The 22631-nt window shown below is 37.3% G+C and carries 20 protein-coding genes and 3 pseudogenes; 10 read left to right on the top strand and 13 right to left on the bottom strand.

The window, feature by feature from the left end; genetic code table 11:
• Positions 1-4: 4 nt before the first annotated feature.
• The 7 genes from E4K71_RS16630 (at position 5) to E4K71_RS16600 (ending at position 8475) form a co-directional block, all read left to right on the top strand.
• Entirely contained in the window at positions 5-1819 is a 1815-nt protein-coding gene (locus tag E4K71_RS16630) for an asparagine synthase-related protein (protein ID WP_135081487.1), read from the top strand.
• Positions 1820-1835: 16 nt separating this feature from the next.
• A complete protein-coding gene (gene asnB / locus E4K71_RS16625) occupies positions 1836-3644 on the top strand; it encodes an asparagine synthase (glutamine-hydrolyzing) (protein ID WP_135081485.1) in 1809 nt (602 codons plus the stop codon).
• A 4-nt stretch (positions 3645-3648) separates the two neighbouring features.
• A complete protein-coding gene (locus tag E4K71_RS16620) occupies positions 3649-4863 on the top strand; it encodes a glycosyltransferase family 4 protein (RefSeq protein ID WP_135081483.1) in 1215 nt (404 codons plus the stop codon).
• Positions 4863-5972, top strand: coding sequence for a glycosyltransferase family 4 protein (locus E4K71_RS16615; protein WP_135081481.1), 1110 nt, complete (start codon positions 4863-4865; stop codon positions 5970-5972). Before E4K71_RS16620 ends, E4K71_RS16615 begins: the two co-directional genes overlap by 1 nt.
• Positions 5973-6050: 78 nt before the next feature.
• The gene (locus tag E4K71_RS16610; protein WP_135081479.1) at positions 6051-6692 is read left to right on the top strand and encodes a pseudaminic acid biosynthesis-associated methylase; all 642 of its coding nucleotides are present in this window, start codon (positions 6051-6053) and stop codon (positions 6690-6692) included.
• Positions 6693-6709: 17 nt separating this feature from the next.
• On the top strand, positions 6710-7768 hold the full coding sequence (locus tag E4K71_RS16605; RefSeq protein WP_135081478.1) for an N-acetylneuraminate synthase family protein: 1059 nt from the start codon (positions 6710-6712) through the stop codon (positions 7766-7768).
• Positions 7769-7782: 14 nt separating this feature from the next.
• Positions 7783-8475: a WbqC family protein gene (locus E4K71_RS16600; protein ID WP_135081477.1), complete on the top strand. Its 693-nt coding sequence runs from the start codon at positions 7783-7785 to the stop codon at positions 8473-8475.
• Between the two features lie 230 nt (positions 8476-8705).
• Here E4K71_RS16600 and E4K71_RS18505 read toward each other — a convergent pair.
• Positions 8706-8888 (bottom strand): annotated as a pseudogene (locus tag E4K71_RS18505) (IS30 family transposase); the annotation flags it as partial.
• Positions 8889-8925: 37 nt separating this feature from the next.
• Between E4K71_RS18505 and E4K71_RS16590 the strand changes: the two are divergent.
• Together E4K71_RS16590 and E4K71_RS16585 are read left to right on the top strand one after the other, a co-directional pair.
• Positions 8926-9105 carry a helix-turn-helix domain-containing protein gene (locus E4K71_RS16590; protein WP_135081473.1) on the top strand — a complete coding sequence of 60 codons (180 nt, stop codon included), beginning with the start codon at positions 8926-8928 and terminating at the stop codon, positions 9103-9105.
• 54 nt (positions 9106-9159) lie between these two features.
• Positions 9160-10339 (top strand): annotated as a pseudogene (locus E4K71_RS16585) (IS3 family transposase).
• A 247-nt stretch (positions 10340-10586) separates the two neighbouring features.
• Here E4K71_RS16585 and E4K71_RS18605 read toward each other — a convergent pair.
• From E4K71_RS18605 to E4K71_RS16525, 12 genes are all read right to left on the bottom strand, one after another.
• On the bottom strand, positions 10587-10772 hold the full coding sequence (locus tag E4K71_RS18605) for a hypothetical protein (RefSeq protein WP_346504522.1): 186 nt from the start codon (positions 10770-10772) through the stop codon (positions 10587-10589).
• Between the two features lie 115 nt (positions 10773-10887).
• Positions 10888-12183, bottom strand: a complete 1296-nt coding sequence (locus tag E4K71_RS16575) for a DUF4910 domain-containing protein (protein WP_135081471.1) — start codon at positions 12181-12183, stop codon at positions 10888-10890.
• A 1-nt stretch (position 12184) separates the two neighbouring features.
• The gene (locus E4K71_RS16570; RefSeq protein WP_135081469.1) at positions 12185-12421 is read right to left on the bottom strand and encodes an acyl carrier protein; all 237 of its coding nucleotides are present in this window, start codon (positions 12419-12421) and stop codon (positions 12185-12187) included.
• Positions 12422-12443: 22 nt separating this feature from the next.
• Complete coding sequence (locus tag E4K71_RS16565) at positions 12444-14006, bottom strand: amino acid adenylation domain-containing protein (RefSeq protein ID WP_135081467.1); 1563 nt, start codon at positions 14004-14006, stop codon at positions 12444-12446.
• Positions 14007-14015: 9 nt separating this feature from the next.
• Positions 14016-14828, bottom strand: a complete 813-nt coding sequence (locus E4K71_RS16560; protein WP_135081465.1) for an AAC(3) family N-acetyltransferase — start codon at positions 14826-14828, stop codon at positions 14016-14018.
• 12 nt (positions 14829-14840) lie between these two features.
• The gene (locus E4K71_RS16555; protein WP_135081463.1) at positions 14841-15986 is read right to left on the bottom strand and encodes a radical SAM protein; all 1146 of its coding nucleotides are present in this window, start codon (positions 15984-15986) and stop codon (positions 14841-14843) included.
• Between the two features lie 59 nt (positions 15987-16045).
• Positions 16046-16846, bottom strand: a complete 801-nt coding sequence (locus tag E4K71_RS16550) for a phytanoyl-CoA dioxygenase family protein (protein ID WP_135081461.1) — start codon at positions 16844-16846, stop codon at positions 16046-16048.
• A 64-nt stretch (positions 16847-16910) separates the two neighbouring features.
• Complete coding sequence (locus E4K71_RS16545) at positions 16911-17687, bottom strand: class I SAM-dependent methyltransferase (RefSeq protein WP_135081459.1); 777 nt, start codon at positions 17685-17687, stop codon at positions 16911-16913.
• A gap of 13 nt (positions 17688-17700) precedes the next feature.
• Positions 17701-18459: a hypothetical protein gene (locus E4K71_RS16540; protein WP_135081457.1), complete on the bottom strand. Its 759-nt coding sequence runs from the start codon at positions 18457-18459 to the stop codon at positions 17701-17703.
• 60 nt (positions 18460-18519) lie between these two features.
• Complete coding sequence (locus E4K71_RS16535) at positions 18520-19344, bottom strand: phytanoyl-CoA dioxygenase family protein (protein ID WP_135081455.1); 825 nt, start codon at positions 19342-19344, stop codon at positions 18520-18522.
• Between the two features lie 91 nt (positions 19345-19435).
• Complete coding sequence (locus E4K71_RS16530; protein ID WP_135081453.1) at positions 19436-20617, bottom strand: LegC family aminotransferase; 1182 nt, start codon at positions 20615-20617, stop codon at positions 19436-19438.
• 12 nt (positions 20618-20629) lie between these two features.
• Positions 20630-21634, bottom strand: coding sequence for an NAD-dependent 4,6-dehydratase LegB (locus E4K71_RS16525; protein WP_135081451.1), 1005 nt, complete (start codon positions 21632-21634; stop codon positions 20630-20632).
• A 167-nt stretch (positions 21635-21801) separates the two neighbouring features.
• Between E4K71_RS16525 and E4K71_RS16520 the strand changes: the two are divergent.
• A pseudogene (locus tag E4K71_RS16520) lies at positions 21802-22484 on the top strand (IS3 family transposase).
• Positions 22485-22631: the final 147 nt, after the last annotated feature.

The following is a 22631-nucleotide window of genomic DNA, read 5'->3' as shown; positions in this document are numbered from 1 at the left end:
TAAAATGCTATTGCGTGAACAAATAACGGTTATATGCCAACCTGCAGAATCAAAACCTATTGAAATTCCTTTTACGCCTGAAAAAAGCTATTCTGTTATATTTCCGGGAAGAAAATGTACAATTAGCTATCAAGGCTTGAAATATACACCACTGATTTCAGAGCAAGAGAAGCATTTTATAATTGTTTTTGGTCATCTTATCAAAGATGGAAGAGTTTCTAAAACCGTTCCCACTGAAATGATTGAAGATGCACTTGATAATGAGCGTTCTCTTGAAGAGTTAAATGGAGAATTTCTTATTGTCGTGATTGATAAAAAAAATGGCACTCTTCACACTTTTACTGATCGTTTTGCTTCAACTCAATTTCATTACAGTGTTGATGAAGGTTCATTTATTGGAGCCTTTTCTTTTAACGATTGTTGTGAAATCTTAAAACAAAAAAACAAATTAGATTGGGATCCTGTTTCTGCATATGATTTTCTAAAGTTCAGACGTGTTCATGGTCCCTATACTCTTGCTAGAAACATTTCATTTTTACGTGCCGGGTATCACCTGATTTGGAAAAATGCTACTTGTTCTCTTTCAAGATACTATCAACCAAATTTTGAAAAACTTTCTGGCTCAGTTGCTGAAAATGCTGAAAAACTGGGAATAGCGCTAAAAAATTCAATTTCAGCTAAATGCTCGGACAAGAATAAACCCGGAATTTTTTTAAGTGGCGGGCATGATACAAGAACAGTTCTGGCTGCCTGTAATTTCCCTTTACATAGTATTACTGTTGGGTTTCACGATAATACACGTGAAATTCTCAGAGCACGTGAACTTGCTGCCCTTAAAAACTGCCCTCATCAAACTATTATAATTGATGAAAAACATTATCTAAATACGTACCAAGGTGCTTTAGAGCAGAACGGTTCACAATATAACATTGCCAACATATTTTTCGGCCTTGATGACGTGCCTAATGATATTGATGTATTTCTATGTGGTACTGGTATTGATTATATGTTTCAGGGTATGTATATGCCCTCAAATTCTTTTGATTTTGCCTCAAGAAGGATTGGTGGTAAATTTAAAGCTAAGTTGCCTTCACAATTAACTGATCATTATATCAATAACTTCTCCTCACGTTTAAAATACAATGGAGTGGAAAACTGTTTCCACAAAACCATTATTGAGGACATTAGAGCTGCACACCGTGATCGGATTCAGGAACTTGAAATAGAAGCCCGACAATTTACTGATGATCTTGATGATATTTGGCATTACTTGTTCTTATCAGACCCAAGTCGTCATTATAGTTATCCTGATAATCTTGGAATGCGAACCCAAGGTGAATTAAGAACACCAACATTTGAGAATTCTGTTTTTGACTTATTTCACCGCATACCTATGGTTCAACGATTTGACAGGAAACTCGTTCGACACACACTGAAATACCTGTATCCTGGATTTTTGAAGATCAGAAATGCCAATGATGACTTACCGATTGTTTCGTCACATCGTAAGTTTTTATATCGTTCTCTATCAGCGATAAAGCGCAGGATTGTTCGTGAGAGGTCTAATTCGCCAATCGAAATGTTTCGAACTTGGCCAACAAATGATACCGTTTTGAAAGGAAATCAAGATTTTGAATCTTATCTTCTCTCTATGAGAGATTCTCAGAAGTTATTTAATGCTGATTTTATCAAATATGAACATATCGCGAAATTAGCTGAAGACTTTTATTCCAATGACACAAAAGTTAACCCACCGAGAGTTGCAGATTTCTTATGGAATTTCATGTCCCTAAATAAATTTATCTCTACTCATTCATAATAGAAGGGATCAATTAATGTGTGGCATCCTAGGAGAAGTCCTCGTTTCCCCGGCGATAGAAAACAGAAGCCAAAAATATAAAGATGCATTATCTGCAATATCCCATCGTGGTCCAGATGGAGAAGGGGTATGGCAGACCCCAGATAAAACAATTACTCTTGGTCATCGCCGTCTTGCAATTATTGATCTGAATAAGCGTGCTGCTCAACCTATGACACGGGGCGAGTTAACAATTACGTTTAATGGTGAAATATATAATTTCTTAGATCTGAAACAAGAACTTGAAGAAAAAGGCCATAAATTTACCACTCAAAGCGATACAGAAATTCTTCTTAATGGGTGGCGTCAGTGGGGGAAAGGTTTAGTTCCTAAACTAGATGGTATGTTTGCTTTTGCTATTTTCGACGGGACTTATACACACATTGTTACTGACCCTTTTGGAGAAAAGCCTGTGTTTCTGCGTGAAACAAGTACGGGTTATCAGTTTGCTTCTGAATTATCTGCTTTGGATAAGCTATTACCATTAGAAAAGAACCTTTCACAATCAGATTTATATAGTTTTTTAACTCTAGGTTACCTGCCAGGTGGCACTTCTGCTTACAAAGGGGTAAAGAAAATTGATGCTGGTACTATAGTAACTCTTAACGCAAAAGAAGTTATTAGTGAAACACGTTATTGGTTCCCACCTCGCCCTACCTTATCTACCGCCCCCCCCCGCCCGGCAACAAATGCTGATCTTGAGCGTATACGAGATGCCTTAATTACTTCAATTGAACGCCGGCTTATATCCGATGTCCCATTAAGTTTATTTTTATCTTCTGGAGTTGATTCAACACTAGTTGCTTTGATGTGCCGTTATGAATTGGATATTCGCCCTGAAACATTGACTTTTGTTCAAAAAGGTTATTTGTCTGGCAAAATTAAAATTGATGAATCTTTCATCGCAAGTCAATTGGCTAAATATTTAGGCTGTCCCCATCATATTGTTGAATGCGATCCTGCAGAAAACGAAAATAATATAGATGATATGCTTCACCTCTTTGGGGGGCCATGTGATAATTCAGGTGCTTTTTCAGTCAAAACAATATGTCATGCTGCCAAAAAAAATTATGTCGTTGGATTGACTGGTGTAGGGGGCGATGAACTAGCTTATGGCTATGGTAAGGTTGCAACATTGTACAGATTCCGAAAACTTCATGTCCTACCTCACTTCTTATTAGATGGAATCTATGCGACATCACAATATTTGAGGCCATTTTCCAGTAAGTTTCAAGCTATCGCCGATAGAGCGTGTAAAACAACAAGTCAAATATATTCAGCAGAAAAAAATTATCCAATGGTTCGCTGGTTAAATAAATTGGACGGATATCAAGATTGGTGTGAAAACTATTTTAAAAATGAGTTAGCTCCATATTTGGAAGCTGGTTACGAAGATTTAAATGGCACACTTCCAGGAAGTATTTTATTTGCTCAAGATCATGCAAGTATGTCTGAAAGTTTTGAACTTCGGACCCCATTCTTATCGAAAGATGTTTTTGAGGCTGCTTCTCATATTGATCCTCGTAGCATGATTAGTTTCGGGCGCAAAAACATTTTAAAAAGATTGAGAAAAAGTTACCTTAAAGATATTGATTTTAATATTGGAACACATGGTTTCCTTTTTTCCTCAAACCATCTTTTGAAAAATTTAGAAACTACTGTGCCACAGATTAATGGAATAGACTCAGCGTTCAGTGAAAAAGTATGGCACAAACGTTCCGCTGGAGAAGGGTGGACCCGTATGGCATTAAGGCTGGCAATTTTAGAAAAATGGCAAAAAACATAATATTATGAAATGTATATTTATTTGTCGTTTGATGAATGGCTTTGAAACTTCAATTAAGCAAAAAAAATGGGAACCTTTTGGTTCTCCTGCTATACGTTATATGTTGGAATATATGGATCAAGCTAATGATATTGATCTTGAAATTATTATGACGCGGTCATTTAATATTAATCATAAAAATGATGACTTTGCTCCATTGAATAATAAATCATTTCAAATAGATGGATTAAAAAACCCTATTAGAATTTTAGCAATGCCATGCCGATGGGCAGGTCGTTTTGCATTTTATATCCGGGAAATTCAACATGCTATATATCTATTAAAAAGGGTTCGAAATTCAAATCCAGATATTGTGTATATTGATCGAGGAAATGTTCTTCAAGCTGCGATACTTGCACGTTTCACCAGTGTTCCTATTGTTTTGAGGATGTTAGGTATCCCCATTGACTTACAGCATGCTCTTGCTGGTACCAGCCCCTTTGAACGTTTATTAAGATGGGCATATAAGTCCCCTTTTTCCCATGTAATCTGTACAGGCGATGGCAGTGGAGGGAAAACTTGGATGGAAAAAGCACTTCTTCCGACTGTGACACGAGATGTTTTACTTAATGGTGTTGATCAAATTAATAGAAACAGAGAGTATAGAAAAAAAGTTTCTATAGTGCTTCTTGGCCGTTTAGAAGAATTCAAAGGGTCAGACTTCTTTATAGAAAGTCTATTTTATTTGCCTCAAGATTTATTAAAACAAACAGAAGTTAAAATTATTGGGGATGGAACATTAAAACATGATTTGGAAACAAAAGTAACTAATTCACAGATTGCTGATCAGGTAAAATTTTATGGTGCTGTACTTGGGTCTCAAGTAAAAAATGAGCTTGCAAAAGCTGATATCTACGTTTGCTTAAACAAACAAGGGCATGTAAGTAATGCAAATCTTGAGGCAATTTCTGCAGAATGTTGTTTTGTTGTACGTAATATTTTTGGGGAAGGAATGCATGATGAAGAGTTTGACGAGTTAATGCCTGTTGGAACTTATACATCTATTCCTAAGAATGCAAAACCTAGTGATCTTGCAAAATGTCTTGCTGATTTAATTCAAAGTCCTGAAAAGCGCAAAGAATTCCAAACACATATTGCTCAACAAGTTAAGCCCCGCATTTCATCTTGGTCAGAACGTATTGAGTTAGAAATAAATCTTATTCGGCAAATGGCAAATTAATGAAAAACCTATACAAAGATTCTGTTGTTTTTGTTCTCGCTGATATGGGAGGTGGTGGCGCACAGAATGTATCTCATAATGTCATGAATTATTGGGCGGCAAATGGCAAGAACGTCGCATTGATCACAATGGCTCCTGTCAGTGAGGATAAATTTCCGATTCATCCGGCAATAACAAGACATGTAATTGGAGGGATTATCCCATCTACCAATTTAATATCTCGACTATTCAATAATATTAAACGAATTATACAACTTAGAAAAGTTTTAAAACTATATTCTGGCTATACGATTTTAAGCTTTATTGCACCGATGAATATTTTAACCATTCTGGCAACAGTAGGATTTAAGTGTAGGCGAGTTATTTCTGAGCGTAATGACCCTGCAAAACAAAGTTTCGGAAAATTTTGGGACTATTTAAGAACCAAACTCTATCCCTGTGCTGATGTAGTTACAGCTAACAGCCAAGGGGCTTTAGAGACATTGTCATCATATGTTCCCTATTCTAAGCTCGGATATCTCCCGAATCCATTACGTCATAGCTTTCCTCATCATCCGGTTTCTCGTGATCAAAAAATCATTTTGACTGTTGGTAGATTGCATCAACAAAAGGCACATGATGTATTAATTCGAGCCTTTTCTCATGTCGCGGATAAAAAAGAAGACTGGCACCTTATGATCGTAGGTGAAGGGCCAGAAAGAGAGATGCTTACAGAGCTGATTTCTCAATTACGACTAGAAACAAGGATTACTTTATGTGGTTTTCAAGAAAACGTTACTGAATACTATAAAAAAGCATCAATCTTTGCTTTACCCTCACGTTACGAGGGAACCCCAAATGTTCTTCTTGAAGCATTGTCATATGGGATTCCCTCTATCGCCAGCGATGCGATTCCTTCAATTGAATCTTTAATTGAAGATAAAGTTTCTGGGGCGATTATCCCATGTAACAATGAAAGGGAATGGGCTTTTACCCTATTGAGATTTATTGAAAATCACAATAAACTAGACGGTATGGCCTTTCAAGCACGACAAACGGCACAGCGTTATACTCTTGATAATGTTATTCATGATTGGAATAAATATATATTCCCTGATTCATTTAGATGAATAGCTTTATCTTGACTTATTCTACTGATCTGCCCAAAAAGTAACAATATTTAGATATAGATTTGAAAGAGTGCTCAAATGCAGACAGATCAAATAAAAGTGTGGCTTGGTGATTTTGGCCAAAACTACACAAATCGCAATACCTTTGAGAATCAGAAAGCATTTGAAGCGCTTTATATTGAGCGATATGGAATAACTCGAGCAGAAATTATTGATCTTCTCCTCAAAGATTTGGATCGTGATATCCGTATCCTAGAAGTTGGCGCTAATATTGGCAACCAGCTCCGCGCCTTACAAGGCAAAGGTTTCAAAAACTTGTTTGGACTTGAACTTCAAAGAGATGCTATTGAGAAAGCAAAACAATATTGCCACAGCATTGATTTCATTGAAGGCTCAGCCTTGGATATTCCATTTAAAGATGAGTATTTTGATCTGGTCTTTACAAACAATGTTCTCATTCATATTTCTCCAGATAATATCACACAAGTCATGCAAGAAATGACCCGGGTAAGCCGAAAATATATCTGGGGTACAGAATATTATGCACCGGAATACACTGAGATTAAATATCGCGGAAATTCCGACCTCTTATGGAAATGTGACTTCGCAAAAGAGTTTATAGATCGTTGTGGTAATTTAGAAGAAGTAAATTCACATCTTCTGGAATGTAAAGATGAAGCTGGACTGATTGATAAAACTTATCTTCTTCAGAAAGCTTAGAACGAAAAGCAATCATTATGGGCCATACAGTACAATTAGGTAATCGTCTGGTTGGGAATGACCAACCTGCATATGTAATAGCAGAAGCTGGCGCCAACCATAATGGTGACCTTTCTCTCGCATTTGAACTTATTGCTGCCGCTAAAGAAGCTGGATGCGATTGTGTAAAGTTTCAGACTTTTTCTGCTGAAGAATTTTGTGCTGATAAAGAAAAAACATTTACATATCAATCCCAAGGTAAAGAAGTTACCGAAAGTGAATTTGAAATGTTTAAACGTTTTGAATTTACAGCTGATGAGTGGGCGCAGATTATTCAGGAATGTGAGAAAAAAGATATTTTCTTTATGACTACTGTCCAGGATATGGTTAATTTAGAATTAATGCAGACCCTTGGACTTGAAGCTATTAAAGTTGGCTCTGACGACTTTGATCACATTCTAAATCTAAAGAAATTTGCGGAAACGGGCTTACCTTTAATCATTTCAAAGGGGATGGCAAATCTTGCAGAAGTAGATCATACATTATCTGCATTAAAAGATCATTGGTCTCAAATAATTGCACTTCATTGTGTATCCATATATCCAGCAGGGCCAGCATTTCTGAATCTAAATCAAATTCCACTACTTAAAAAAATATACCCAGAAATCATTTGGGGCTTCTCTGATCACTCTCAAGGTACGCTTGCTTCTACATTAGCTGTTACAATGGGAGCTAGAGTGATAGAAAAGCACTTTACTATGGACCATAGCCTAGCTGGTCCAGACCACTGGTTCTCAATGGACCCCCAGGAAATGTCTCAGTTAGTTCGTGATATCCGTTTTGCAGAAGCTGCAATGGGAAGTAATTATATTACGCCCAGTGATGAAGAATTAAAAAGTAAAAAAATTATGCGCCGCCGAATTGTTGCCAAAATAAACCTAGAACCAGGCACAGTTTTAAGTGAAAAGAATGTTGGTTTTAAACGTGCTGATAAGGGATCCTTTTTAGGAGAATGGACTAATATCGAAGGTTCAATTCTAAAAGTATCTAAAAGAGCAAATGAGGGTATCTCATTGTCTGATGTGAACTTTTCTTAAGGAAACATCATTATATGAAAATCAGTATTCATCAGCCAGCTTATCTTCCTTGGCTTGGTTATATGGACAAGATTATCCAGAGTGATATTTTTGTGTATTTAGATACTGTTCAATTTCAGAAAAACAGTTTTCAGAATCGAAATAAAATTTTAACCGCAAATGGCCCTTTATGGTTAAGTATACCAGTCTTAACCAAAGGAAAATTATTTGAACTGTCTTTAAAAGAAATTGAAATCGATTCAAAACAAAAGTGGCAAAAAAAACACCTGAATTCAATTCGGCTAAACTATAAAAAGGCAATTTGCTATAAGGAAATTTTTCCTGAAATTTCTGAGTTTTATCAGAAAGAATTTAGAACTCTTAGCGACATATGCTTTGAGATGTTAACTTACTATTGTCACAAACTCGGAATTACGACACAAATAATCAAATCCTCTGAACTCGGTTTTTTTGATAGTCAAAAAAGCGATCTAGTACTTGATATCTGCAAGTCACTTTCTGCAACTTCTTACCTTTCGGGGTCTCTTGGACGTAACTATCTTGATCTTCCTTCATTTGAAAGAGAGAATATTGAAGTAAAATTTCAAGATTATATCCACCCAACTTATCAACAAGTTACTGGGGCTGAATTTATTCCATATATGGCCATTATTGATTTGTTAATGAATGAACAGGAGGCAGGAACTATATTTAAGGGGATGGAGTAGCTAAGTTTTAGTGTTTAGTCTGTTTATATCATGTTTTCAGTTACTTTAGGAGGTCTGCATAGTTGTACCTCCATTGAAACACCATTCGCACCCGCTGAATACACGTATAAAGTGTAATTTTGAAGATTGTGAAAGAATGCCTCGGCGGGTGTCCTGAACCCAAGGGATTCTCTGGGTGTGGTGTTTAAGTTCCATGTAATGTCATCAATGTCCTGATCGCTATCATCCTTGATGTCTGTTTTTCGCGGCATGTCCCGCCGAATAATGCCATTTGTGTTTTCGATACCACCACGTTGCCAAGGTGAATGCGGGTCACAAAAGTAGGCTTCGATGTCCAAAACGTCTTCGATCTTGGCAAAATGAATAAACTCACCGCTATTATCAAATGTGGATCTTGGGACCTTGCCTGACATTTTGTAAATAATTACATCATGTATTTTGAGGTCCACCATGACACCTGCAGACGAACGTGTTGTTAAGCACAAAATCAAGGTTCTGAATTACGCTGTTGAAATCGGCAATGCTTCCAAAGCTTGTCGTTATTTTGGGATTTCACGAGACACTTTTCATCGCAGGAAACGTGAGTATGCCAAGCATGGTGAAAAGGGGTTGATTAATAGCAATGAATAGCCCCTAGATTTCTAGACACCTTGTCGGTTACAAAATGAGGCAAGGAGTTATTCAATATCCAAATCCTATTTCACCGATGAATTTAAAATTGATGCTGTAAAACAGATTACGGAACGGGGCTATTCAGTCGCAGAAGTTTCCCAGCGTTTAGGTGTCAGCACACATTCGCTTTATCAATGGCGTAAGCGGTTTTCTAAATTGCCAGCTGTTGCCCAAGAAGTTATGGAACAATCTGCCGAGATCAGTCGCTAAAAGAAAGAGTTGGCCCGTGTCACCGAGGAGTGAGACATCTTAAAAAAGGCCACGGCGTTCTTCGCAAAAGATGCCAAGTGAAGTACGCCTTTATGAAGGTGCATCGTTCTGATTTTATGATCCGAAGCATGTGCCGTATATTGCAAGTTCATCCAAGCGGGTTTTATGCGTGGTTGAAATCACCGCTCAGCAAAAGAGCCCTTGAAGACCAACGTCAAACGGAGCTTATCAAGCAGGCTTGGGAAGAGAGTGGCAAGGTCTATGGTTATCGTAAGTTACATGATGATCTGTGCGAATTAGGCGAATTCATAAGCCCCAATCGTGTCGCACGTTTAGCTCATCTGGCAGGAATTTTACTCAGATCGGATATAAACGTCGCCCTGGCCAATATGGAGGAAAACCGTCTATTGTTGTTGATAATACACTTGATCGACAATTTGATGTTCTGGAACCAAATCGATTTTGGGTAACTGATATTACCTATATTAAAACGACAGAAGGATATTCATATTTAGCGGTTGTTATTGACCTTTATTCCAGAAAAGTTGTTGGTTGGTCTATGCAAAGCAGGCAACTGACAGAACTCGCCTTGCAGGCTTTATTAATGGCTGTGTGGCGGCGAAAACCTAAAAATAAAGTCGTCATACATTCCGATCAGGGCTCACAATTTACCAGCATTGAATGGGCTTCGTTTCTGAAATCTCATAACTTGGAACATTCTATGAGCCGTCGCGGTAATTGTCATGACAACGCTGTTGCGGAAAGCTTCTTTAACCTGCTTAAACGTGAACGCATCAGGCGCAAGGTCTACAAAACCAGAGCGGATGTAAGGCAGGATGTATTTGACTATATTGAAATGTTCTACAATCCAAAACGCAAGCATGCTAGGAACGAAATGCTGTCACCAAATGAATTCGAACGACAGCAAAAAAGAGAGATCAAGGCGTCTAGGGAAATAGGAGCTATTCACGTACCATTTTGATATTATTATCTTTTATCAAACGAGCGACACGTTTCTCACTGACTGTGAAGTCAAGATCTCGCAATTCATCCGTCATGCGTTCACGCCATAAGACTGGTAGTTCTCTTTATGGATCGTGCGAATATTGGTCAACAAAATCAGGTCTTCACGCTGACGTTGTGACATGGGCCGCTTTCGCCAATCGTAATAGCCACTGGGACTGATATTGAAGGCTTTGCACAGCAGATGAAGCGGATGGTCAGCCTTTTTAATATATCACGTCCTCCTTGAGAATGCGATTTTCTTTCCGAAGACGGACAAGTTCCTTGTAAAGGTCATCATGGGAGCGTGACATCAAATCATTATGCTTATGCTGAGCGACCCATTTGTTCAAGGTGGACATGCCAATACTAAGACCGGCAGTAACCTGTTTCCGTGATAATCCACTTGCCAGTGCAAGCTGAACAGCTTCACGTTTATAAATTCATCAGATTTTCTAGGACTCATTTATTCCTCCTGTAAATCTCAGTTTAACAGAAGGTACTCTCCAGTTTGAAGAAACGTATATATTATTTGCAAATAGATACTAAGAGGCCGGCCTGCTCACATTTCTGTGCAGCTTCACTGATAATTTTTAATGAGGTTGCACTTTTTTTTGCTATTTGAAGCAAATCATGATTACCATCAGATAAATTTAAGACCCATAGGAGTGCTTCAAGTTCTTGAGTACGTCTACTTGAAGCACCGATTGTAGGATATAGCCCCCTTTTTCCTAACTGCGGTTCACAATCGGGGAAAAGATTTTGATAAGTTAAATTCATTTCATGAGAGCTACAGATTTCCTCGAAAAAATCGACAGTTTCCCATATGGCATCAGTTGATATCTTTTCTTTTGAATCAAGAGAAGAATGATATTCTTGGAAATAAGGATCTCCCCGCCAGATTGAGCAAACAGGGAGGTTAAAACCAGGTGAACAATATTGTCGTTCATCTGAAGCTAATGGTGAAAAATCGTTTAAAACTCCCTGTTCATAGCGCTCATGCTTTAAAACATACTCAAGAATTTGGTCCACCTTTCCACCACACCTACTTCGTTTGGCATTAAAGGGTTGTTCCCAACATATATTAGCAATAACGTGTCCTGCATGAAGGTTTTGTTTTAATTCTTTTCCTCTATGCGCGAGATAGGAAATGGAACCAATGGTTTCTGGGTGTAATAAGAAACGATAAGTATAAAAATTTTTCTTCTTAAGAAGACGATCCGCTAATAGGGTAAGAGCAATCATTCCACCCATCTCATCATTTCCCATCCCTGGGTGGCAACTATAAGCGGTAAAAAGGATTTCCTTTTTTGAGCGACCAGGAATAACATATTCAGCTATAGATAATGAGCCATTAGGATCAAGTGATGTTTGAATATCTACACGGTAATTTCCCGGTTTAAGAGCTTGCCTTTGCTGTTCTGAAACGCACATCCCCCATCGCTCTTTATAATAGCTACTAACATACGGAATAGCTTCTGGGCGTTCAGGTAAACTATATAAATGGTCCTGTAATTCGTTTAGAGAGACCGTACCACTAAAAGGGATTGAATAATTCAATATATGTAAAGGGTGATCATCCACGTCAACAAGAACATTACCCAGATCATCTTTAATCTGCGCTTTTTCAACATTCCATTCTGGTGGAATTTCCCAATCAAATACTTTGGTTCCTGAGGGGAACTCAAGAACATCATAAGGGATGATCTCAGAAAGTATTAAGAACGTTTCTCGCACACCATTGCCTGTTATACTTCTCAGAATAGGAAAAAGGCGATCCAGATAAGAAGCTAGCTCAATGGATTTTTTTTGGGCGTTTGACATTTTATCCTAGAGTTTTTTTGATAGCTTGAATAATCTCTTTTTCATTTAATAATGTCGGGGCAATTACATTTTCGATTGAAATATCGAAACGTTCTTCAAGTAAATCTATTAGATTCAAGTGTGCTAACGAGTCCCATGTTTCAACCGTTTCAACTGAAATCTCAGTTGGTAATGAATGTTCATTCAATTCCAATGCTTCGATAAGACATTCTCGAATAATTTTTCCGATCTCATTCATTGTAATAATTCCTAAAACGCGTTCATGTTTCTGTCACTTGTGCGATTAATTCTTTGCGATCAATCTTACCATTCGCATTGAGTGGTAATGATTTATTTTGAAGGTGAAAATGGGAAGGAATCATAAATGCAGGTATAGACTGTATCAAATGACGTTTTAATTGTTTCTTTGTTACCATCTCATCACAATGCACATATGCATATAAGCGTTTTTCATGGCTTTCCCCAATAGGCACAACACATGCATTTTGAACACCTTCAAAATTAATAATATGTCGCTCAACTTCACCAAGCTCTACACGGTTACCGCGAACTTTAACCTGATTATCCCGTCGCCCTACATAATAGTATAAATCATTCTCATCTTTACGCAATAAATCACCTGTTTTATAGACCCTAATAGGAAGGTCGGGATGATCTGGATAACTAGAAAAAACGGTATCGGTTTGCTGGTCATTTGCCCAATAACCAGGGGATAATTGGCCTCCGCAGATAACACTCTCCCCTATTTGACCATTCTCAACAATTTTACCATCATCCATTAGCATAACTCGAATGGTTGGCATTGGATAACCAACAGCAACTTCATCACCTGCTTTAATATATGAGGGAACTTTATACCAATGAGATATGATAGCCGTTTCAGTCGTTCCATACATATTATAAACTTGGCTGTCAGGGTGTTCGTCATACCATGCACACAATAACGGAGCAGGAACTGCCTCACCTGTTAAAAGAAGATGTTTGAGTGTTTTTAATGCTTGGTCGGACAACTTTCCCTGATTTTGGAGCTGTAAAATAACAGAAGGTACAGTAAATAAAACGTTGATGTTCTGAGAAAGGAGAAACAAAGAAGGATTAATCTTATACTCTCTTTTATTCATTGGTACCAATGTACCTGCACTTGCCCAGCAATAAAACATATCAAAAACTGACGGATCAAACGTTAAGTCCGAAAAATGGGCAAAACGACTTTTAGGTTGAACTTGAAAGAATTTTTGACATTCAGACAGAAATAGAACCGTATTACTATGTCGAACCATAACCCCTTTGGGCTCACCTGTAGAACCTGAGGTGAAAATAATATAGGCTAAGTCATTATTATTAATTTCAGCACGTGATGGTCGCTCAGCGGGTAAGTTAATATAATCTTTTATAGATAGAGTACTATCATCTGGATCATCAATGTCTTGTTCATCTATATAGACAATATCCCATTCAGCCTTTAGCTCTCTTTTTAGTGCTTCTGTAATTTTAACAGAAGCACTATCACAAATAACGGCGCAGGGTTTCAATGTTTGAAATAGAAATTTAATTCGCTCAGTTGGGAATGCCTTATTTAACGGCACCCAACATCCACCTGCCTTTAAAGTCGCTAAAATTGCTGTGTAAGCTTTTATCGATTTCTCAGTAAATATGCAGACTCTATCATTAGCAGCACAACCTAATTTCTTTAAAAGGTGTGCTAATTGGTTAGAATTTCCGTCTAAGCCCAAATAGGTGATTTGATCACCATGATCATCCACCGCAATATTGTCTGGAAATTGCTCAACCGTTTTTTCAAAGAAGTCTTGTTGTAAAAGCATGTTCGAAATCTACGTTAGTGGGAGTTGTTGCTGATCATAATTTGGTACTGCCTTAAGAAAACAGTGAATGTCTTTTCTCAAAGCATCTGAGCAAATATCATAGGCTGTTTGCATATCCCAATAATATGCAAAGCCTTTTCCAATTTCTACTTTTTTCAAAAAACCTGATTGCTCGACAGACCTATGGAAAGTCGACATATCATAAGTACTGTCTAAGTGCCGATAGCGAAGAGGAGCTGTAATTGTAACATCTAGTCTTTCACCAGAATTAATTACAGGCGTGTTAAATAATTTATTGTAGAGGTAAGGAACACCAAAATGAGTTTCGACAAAACGAGTGAAAGTCATTGCTTCAAGCCCGCATCCTAAAAATAACATTTTCGCATTTAGGTCATACATCGTTGCCCATGGGGAGCCTTGACCAAATGGAGAGCCTATATGATTATCACAAATTTCTGATGCATACTTCCCGACTGCTGCCACACTAAAGAAAGGGTTAGAGGAGCGGTGGCATCCTTTTTCATTTAAAAAAACATTTGGTAACACACCTAGTAAACGTTCAACGGGAGAGTCTTGGAGATTAAAAGGCTCAGACTTAGAGCCATACTTAAAGAAAGCAGAGGGTACGCAAAATGTACCTGTAGGACCAAGATAATCTCTAAACAATTGAATGGTCTGTTTAGGATATTCTGTCATATTAACGCCGTCTGGTTTTCCGATGTGTAAGAGAGAAGAATGAACCAACAAGGTATCGCCAGATTGAATGCCGAAATATTCTAAAACATTTTTTAAATCAGAAAGAGACCATTTTTTTTTCGCCATGCTTTATACTCTCTACAAATTTATATTTTGTGCAAGCTCTATCGATAATTCAGTCAGTGTTTTATCTGTACCATCTTGATACCAAGTCATCATTGTTCCATCATTTGCGAGAACAACAGAATCGGGTTTTTGCCAACTAGGATTCCAACGTTGGCGGTCTTCTAATTTAAAGCCAGAGCGTAATAAGAGTTTATTGTCCTCAGTGTGCTCATCGACGATTGTATCTTGATAAATAACAATTTTCCCAATATCACTCAAAACAGCATATCTTGGTTTAGCTCGCCCCGAAAATTGTCCGCAAGATGAAAGCTGATTAGCTAGTGCTAAACCTTTGCGCAAAGATGTCCGATGGTGTTGCATGCCACGCATTGGAATAGCATGAAAGAAATAATGCGCCTCAATACGATGTTTACGTAAAAGGGAATACAGTTCTATTAAAGTCTCAATGTCATCATTAACCCCTTTTAAGAGCGGGTGTTGATTGTAAAATGTAACGCCGATAGATTGAAGTTTCTTGATCGCAGAAACAGACTCTGGCCAAAATTCAATTGGATGATTAACATTAATGCCGATTTCAAAGTTAAACTGGCTAAATTCCTTAAAAATAGCAATCAGGCCATCGTTGATCCTCTTAGGGTCCTGAAACGGAACACGGGAACCAATACGTACATTAATCACATTAGGAGCATGATCTGTTAAAGCCTGGAGGGTAAAACTTAACAATTTTTGTGACATTAACGGATCACCACCAGTAATCAACACTTCATCAATATCTTGTTTGTTTTGGGGACTACCGATATATCTTGCAGCATGAACAATATCATCCTGCGTCATTGTCTTAACAGGGTACTGACCACGAAGACACCAACGGCAATGAGCAGCGCAAACGGTTGTTGGTTCGATGAGAATAGTTCGACGATATAGACGCTCAACACCAATAAGGCTTTGCCCTTCAAACTCAATTTCCATTTCCGCTTCATAATGGCGGCGACGTTCATGTGATTGAATTAAATTTTCTAAAGGACTTCTCAAATACTGATGTGTAATAGCAAAGACTTCCTTGCTGTCTTCACCGAAATCCCATTTGGCTCGTTCTAACTTTTCTTTCAAAAATGGAGACAGAAGTTCTTTAAACTCCCCACCTTTAGCTCCAGCCATAATTATTCCTTTAGAATTCTTTCAATTATTACATGAGATGTAGTGGATTTTTTAGGGAATCACAAGGCCTCATAGCCACCACGTGCATTAGTGCCGTCAAATTCTGTTAGTGGCGGCCTTGAGGCAAAGCCCAACAAGATTTTTTCTCTATCAGTGAGTTTTTTAAGAATATTTTTGGGAATAGCATTTGGAATATCAAAACGTTGCTTGACCCACCAACGTTGAATAGTTGCAATTAAGACCCATTTATCCTGATCACTTATATTTGCCAAAGCCCCATGCCACAAACGACTATCCCACATCACCACATCACCAGCTTTAATTGGCACTTTAACAACATTCGGGAATTCACGATCAGTGTAATCACCAATGCGATGGCTACCAGGAACTAATGTTGTACAGCCATCTTCCTCGTTACGATCATGCAATGCAAAAACCACTTGCATCATCCAGCAATGATTACCTGTTGAAGGCATCCATGAATCAATATGAAGCCGCAGGGGGTCTCCACTTTTACGTGCGATAAACTCACCAAGAATATAGTTTGGATGATTATCTTCTAGCGCCGGATAATATTCATCATTGATACGTTTCATTAAGATATTTTCTATATTTGAATCTGATAATAAACGTAGGAAATCAACATCTTTATTTTGAAGGTTAAAAACTTGCTCGTCCTTACTTCGTAATTCTGAGTAGCCTGGATAATGTCTGTCTTTATTAAGTGCTCTCTGCTGTTCCAGTTTTTTTCGCATTTTCAGGACCACATTATCAGGCAAATAATTTTCTAAAACCGTATAGCCTAAAATCTCGAGGTTTTGGACATGTTGTACAATTTCTTTATTTGTGAGTTTAAGCATAACTATATTACCTTGAACGAACTTGCTCTTTTGGGACTGTAAATTAGAAATCGTCAGATTAAGATTACTTTATTGCGAGAACACCAATACCACGTTTAACATTGATGAATTGTCCATTTCTATCAAAATATTCAGCTACCAACCTTTGGAATTTATCATCAAATTCTTTGTTATATAAATTATGACTTTTCCAATAAGTATTAATGCTTTCTATACATGGAAAGGTTACTTCATTTTTGAAAGTAAAGAGTTCCACATTCTTAAATAAACTTTTGACAATTATTTGACTCTCCATTTCCATAAATTTAGAAGCGACGGTTGGTTCAAGAACGTTTTTATCTTGCGTGACGCTTGCAATGATATTACGAAGCTCAATATTATTTTCATGAGAAGGACCACAGTAGAAAAAACGCCCACCATCATTAAGATGTTGATGAATAGTCTTAAACATATGCTCTGCGTTTCGAACATAATATAAAGAATAGCTCCCAACTACGCGGTCAAATTTTTTGTTTTCTAAGTATTTATCAATATTATCTAATTCACTATTGATTGTGTGTATACGAGTTAAAGTCTCTTGTTCACGTGCGCTTTTTTCAAGAGCTTGCAAGGATTCTTTTGACAAATCAATAGAAGTGATATGACCATTTTCACCTATGGTTTTTGCAATCTCCAGAGTTTGGTTTCCTCTACCACAGCCTAAATCAAGGCATGTTGCTCCTGCATAAGGAGAGAGATATTGAAAAATCCATTCGTTCAAGTCAAAAGAACTTAGCTTTTTCTGTAAATCAACTCGATTTTTTAAAGACTCGGAATGGGTATCAAGTTTCCCAATTTTCATGGTTTTTCCTTTATTATAAGCCTTGACGTTTGACAGCAGGAATTGTCTCTCTAAGAAGGCTATCAAAATTTGATACCTGTGAAGAAGACATATCACATGTACGGTATTGAAAAAAATGTTCTAAAGAAAGATCTGGAGAACAATGTTTATCTGACCACCAAATCGGATGGGTTAATGTTTGTCCAAGTAAACCATCAAATTTCTTCAATCTTTCTAATGGGTTACCTGAACGCCAATTTCCTTTTGAATCAGAAATATAAAAATCCATAAGTTCTGCAGCATATGCATTAACACAACCACATATATGACTAGGCCCATGTAAGAAAGATTGAATTGGACGATGGAAAGAAATTGATAAAACACGATTATTTGTGATTGATGAAATTTTATCCATATCACGTTGAATGCATTGTTCTAATTGTTCATTATTTTTGAGATCTGTAACGCCAGCAGTAACAATATCAAAGTGTAATGCGACTTCATGCCCTAACGCTTGAAGTTCATTTATATATGACTTGTTTTCTTGGGAACTAATATCATAAATCGGTGAGTCAGGAATAACCATATAAGTAGATTTAATACCGAGTTTAGCTTCCACCTCTGCCATTTTAACGGCAGCCCTCAAGTCAATATCAATATCATGTCGCCAAACAAATGTCTTACGATCTACGCTACCCAGATCGAATTTATGCAAAGGGATAATTTCTCCCTTAGTTTGACAGTATTGTAATATGGTTTCATAAAACGCGTAACTAAAATTACTAGAAAACATTATAAATATTCCAAAATAAAATGGAGCCGAAGCTCCATAATAGTTTTTATAATTAAGATGCTAAGAAAATAACTTTTTTCTCGAAACTTCGAAATAATTTCCTAACATTAAACGTCCACCTGTTTGTGGTGTTGTTGCCTTATGAATGCCTCTGGTATCGACAAAAATAAGAGTACCTGCCTTAGCGGTGCATATTTTATGTTCGTAATTATTTTGTTTGATAATTTCATCCATTTCACGACTATCAAAGCAGTTCCCGCGCCAACCAAAGGTTGCTTCATTGCCATAGGTTTCCCAAGCATGCATTTGAATTTCTTTGGGGATACGCCATGAAGCATCTTCATGAGAACCTATATAATAATCAAAAGGAGCAGTGCTTTCAGACACATCTGTCAAATATAAAAAAGCTTTAAACTTGTGGTAATAACCTTCATCCACATGATAATCGTCTGCAGGTCCATGCTTATTGATTGGTTTACGGCGTTCTAACATTTTTTGTCGAGATTCAATTGTTTCACAAGCATATGTTTTCGCCACTTCATAAATAAAAGGATCTTCAAAGAAACTTTTTATGTTACCTTCAATTTTGTGCGCATTCAAAAGTCGGGTCAGACCAATATCATCAAAATGATGAATTGTTTCTTCCCATATTTTTTTTTCATTTTTTAAATCGTCAAGCCATGTATCTAACATTTCCCCTAATGACAATGCCTCGTTATGATCGAAATAATTTTCAATAACGCAAAGACCATCTCGTTTTAAGGTGCTAACGACATTATTAACTTTAGGGTTTTCTGAGGAAAGGGGGGAGCCTATTTTTGCAAAATACTCTTTCTTACGCGAATTATAGGCTTCAACTAACGCTTCATTAAAACAATTTATCATTTATATACCTTTGAATAAAATTAGTTATTAAGCTTCATTTTATTATGGAAATATGAACTAACCTTGATATTTGTCAAATAATGGCAAGGACTTAATTTAGTCTTGAGGATATGAGGCTTGGACTAGAGGGAATGTTAATAATAGAAGCAAAAAGGTTAGAAGCAGTACTTAAATCATGCATCCGGGGTGAGGATGAATACATTGGCAAATTATGCATTAAATTCCAAATTGGTCGTGTCATAATGTTACTTTTATTTGTAACTTCTAATATTTCATTACGAAGCTCCAAGTTAGGTTTGTTTAACTGTAATATATTAAGCCAATAATTAATTTTAGTATTTGGCGCTTCCTGTATAAATTGAATACCTTTGACTTTTTGAAACGCGCTGAGATAATGATTGCTTAATTCACGTTTTCTATTTAAGAAATCTTTGAGACAGTTAAGTTGGGCACACCCCATTGCCGCATTAATATTTGGCATTCTATAATTAAACCCAATCTCATCATGTGAATATTCCCATGCATGTTGTTGTTTTGCTGTCGTAGATAAATGCTTAGCTCTTTTCCAAACACTAAAATCACTTGTTGCTAATACACCACCACCTCCAGTCGTAATGATCTTGTTTCCATTAAAGCTAAATGCAGCAAACTTGCTATTAGAACCAATAAAAACACTACTCTCTTCTGAACCTAAAGCTTCTGCAGCATCTTCAATAAGTTCTAAGTTCCATTTATCAGCCAAAACTCTTAACTTTTTAATTTGTGCTGGTCTTCCAAAGATATGGACAACCATTAGTGCTGTAATATTTCTATTTGTTTTTTTATTATAGCAAATCCCATTACGCATTACTGCAATTTGATTTAAATAGTCAGATAATTTGTCTGGGCAAACTCCGAGAGTTATAGGGTCACTATCAACAAAATGGGGAACTGCACCACAATAAGAGATAGCATTTGTAGTTGCAACAAAGGTTAACGTTGGCGTGATAACTTCATCATCCCTCTGAACTTTTGCAAGATGAAGAGCAAGATGAAGAGCTGCAGTGCCATTCGTTGTAGCAATAGCATATTGCGCTCCAGTTATATCACAAAATTGTTCTTCAAATTGATCCACATATTTACCAACTGAACTTACCCAACCACTATCAAGGCACTCTTTTAGCAAGTTCCACGTTTCAAGCGAAAATTCTGGTTCGTGTAACGGATAAAAAGTATCAGGGTTTGGAAGAACCGTTCTTAAGGCATTAAGTATGGAAGCAGGTAGATTAGACATTATTATTGCTTGTTATATATTATAATGATCTGATTTATATGTTTTTTGATTTTGGGGATCAGAGAACCATTCAATTGTTTCTTCAATTCCTTTTTGGAAACCAGCAAGGCCACTATATTCTGGTTTCCAGCCAATAATTTCTTCAGCCTTCTTATTACAGCCCCATAACCGTTCCACTTCACTATCTTTTGGGCGTATACGATCATTGTCTGCAATAATTTCAACTTCCTTACCAGTAATGGTTTTTATAGTTTCAATAAGTTGCTTAATGGATATTTCAAAGTTTGAACTAAAGTTGATAACATCACCAGCAGCTTTAGAACTTAACCCCATTTCGATAAAACCTCGTGCAATATCTTTAACAAAATTAAAATCTCTTGTTGGAGTAAGAGAGCCTAATCTAATTGGCCCATCATTATCCAAAATTTGAGAAATGATTGTTGGAATCACTGCACGAGCTGATTGACGTGGACCATAGGTGTTAAATGGGCGCATAATTGTAACGGGCGTTTGAAAAGACCGATAATATGATATAGCTAATTGATCGGCTCCGATTTTAGAAGCCGAATAAGGTGATTGGCCAACTAAGGGGTGTTCTTCAGTAATTGGGACAAATTGAGCCGTGCCATAAACCTCACTCGTTGAGGTATGTACCATACGCCCTACATCGTAATCTCGAACAGCCTGTAATACATTCAAGGTGCCTGATATATTTGTGTCAATATATGAATTTGGTGCCACATATGAGTAGGGGATACCAATGAGGGCAGCTAAGTGTAATACTACATCACACCCTTTAACGGCATTTCGTACTAAAACAGGATCACGAATATCACCTAAAATAGGTTCAAACTGTTTCTTTATATTTGGGGCACATTGGTCAAGCCAACCAAATTGACCAAATGAGTTATAGTAGCACAATGCGCGTACGTCATGCCCTTGGCTAATAAGTAATTCAGTTAAATGTGAACCAATAAAACCATCTGCACCTGTAACAAGAATTTTCTTAGCGTTCATGACATACTCATCTAAATTATGGAGATTTAAAAACTGTTGTTTTGCTCACATATAAAAAAGCTATATAGCTTGAGCTATAAGAGTAGGTTAGTCTTCTACATTTTTCAGAAAAGTTATGCAATGGACTCGTACTTAAAAAAAAGTGGAACGTGTCTCCTGAGTAAATTATACAGACTACAGGAGAATATAATGAGTCGCAAACGCCCCCTGTATTTAGAGAAGAAGCAGCCCGCATTGCTTTAAGCAGCAACCAACTGCGTAAAGTTGTTGTTGCCGATTTTGGTGTTAGTGTCGGCAGTTTGAACCGTTGGGTTTCTCAATATCGTAAAGAAGAAACGGCAGAGCCAAATGATGAGGTTTAAAAGAAATTGTCCCTACTACGCCGCGAGATTTATGAACTGCGGGAGGAGAGGGACATCTTAAAAAAGGCAGTCCGGTACTTTGCGAGCCAAAAACCGTGAAATTCCAGTTTGTCCAACAACACCGCGAAAACCACAGCATTACAGGACTCTGCCGTGTGATAAGCGTTTCACAAAATCGCTATTTTGCTTGACGTAATCTTCCATTCAGATCATGGCAGCCAATATTGCTCAAACAAATTCCGTAAAATGCTGGAAAATACAAGTTCAAACAGTCGATGTCTGGCAAAGAAAATTGTTACGATAATGCCGTTGTGGAAACCTTCTTCAAAACCTTGAAAGCGGAAATAATTTGGAAAATTGCCTTCCAAACACGCGATCAGGCCAAAAAGGAATTGTTCAAATACATAAATGGGTTTTACAATGCTCACCGTCGCCCTTCATACCTGAAGGGCCTCAGCCCGATTAAATTTGAGAGAAGGGCTTCCTAAGTGAGTGAGACACACACCAATTTTTCTGTACCAGTCCACATTTGGCTATTGAGAAAAATCTTGATAACCTGATGTCACAATCGGACAAAACGACCTCAAATATTCTTTCTGTGCGATAATTCAACTTTGTCAGATCAAATTCTGACT

Origin of the sequence: Terasakiella sp. SH-1, from assembly GCF_004564135.1 — a bacterium.
Taxonomy (GTDB): domain Bacteria; phylum Pseudomonadota; class Alphaproteobacteria; order Rhodospirillales; family Terasakiellaceae; genus Terasakiella.
This window is presented reverse-complemented; position numbering and strand designations above follow the sequence as displayed.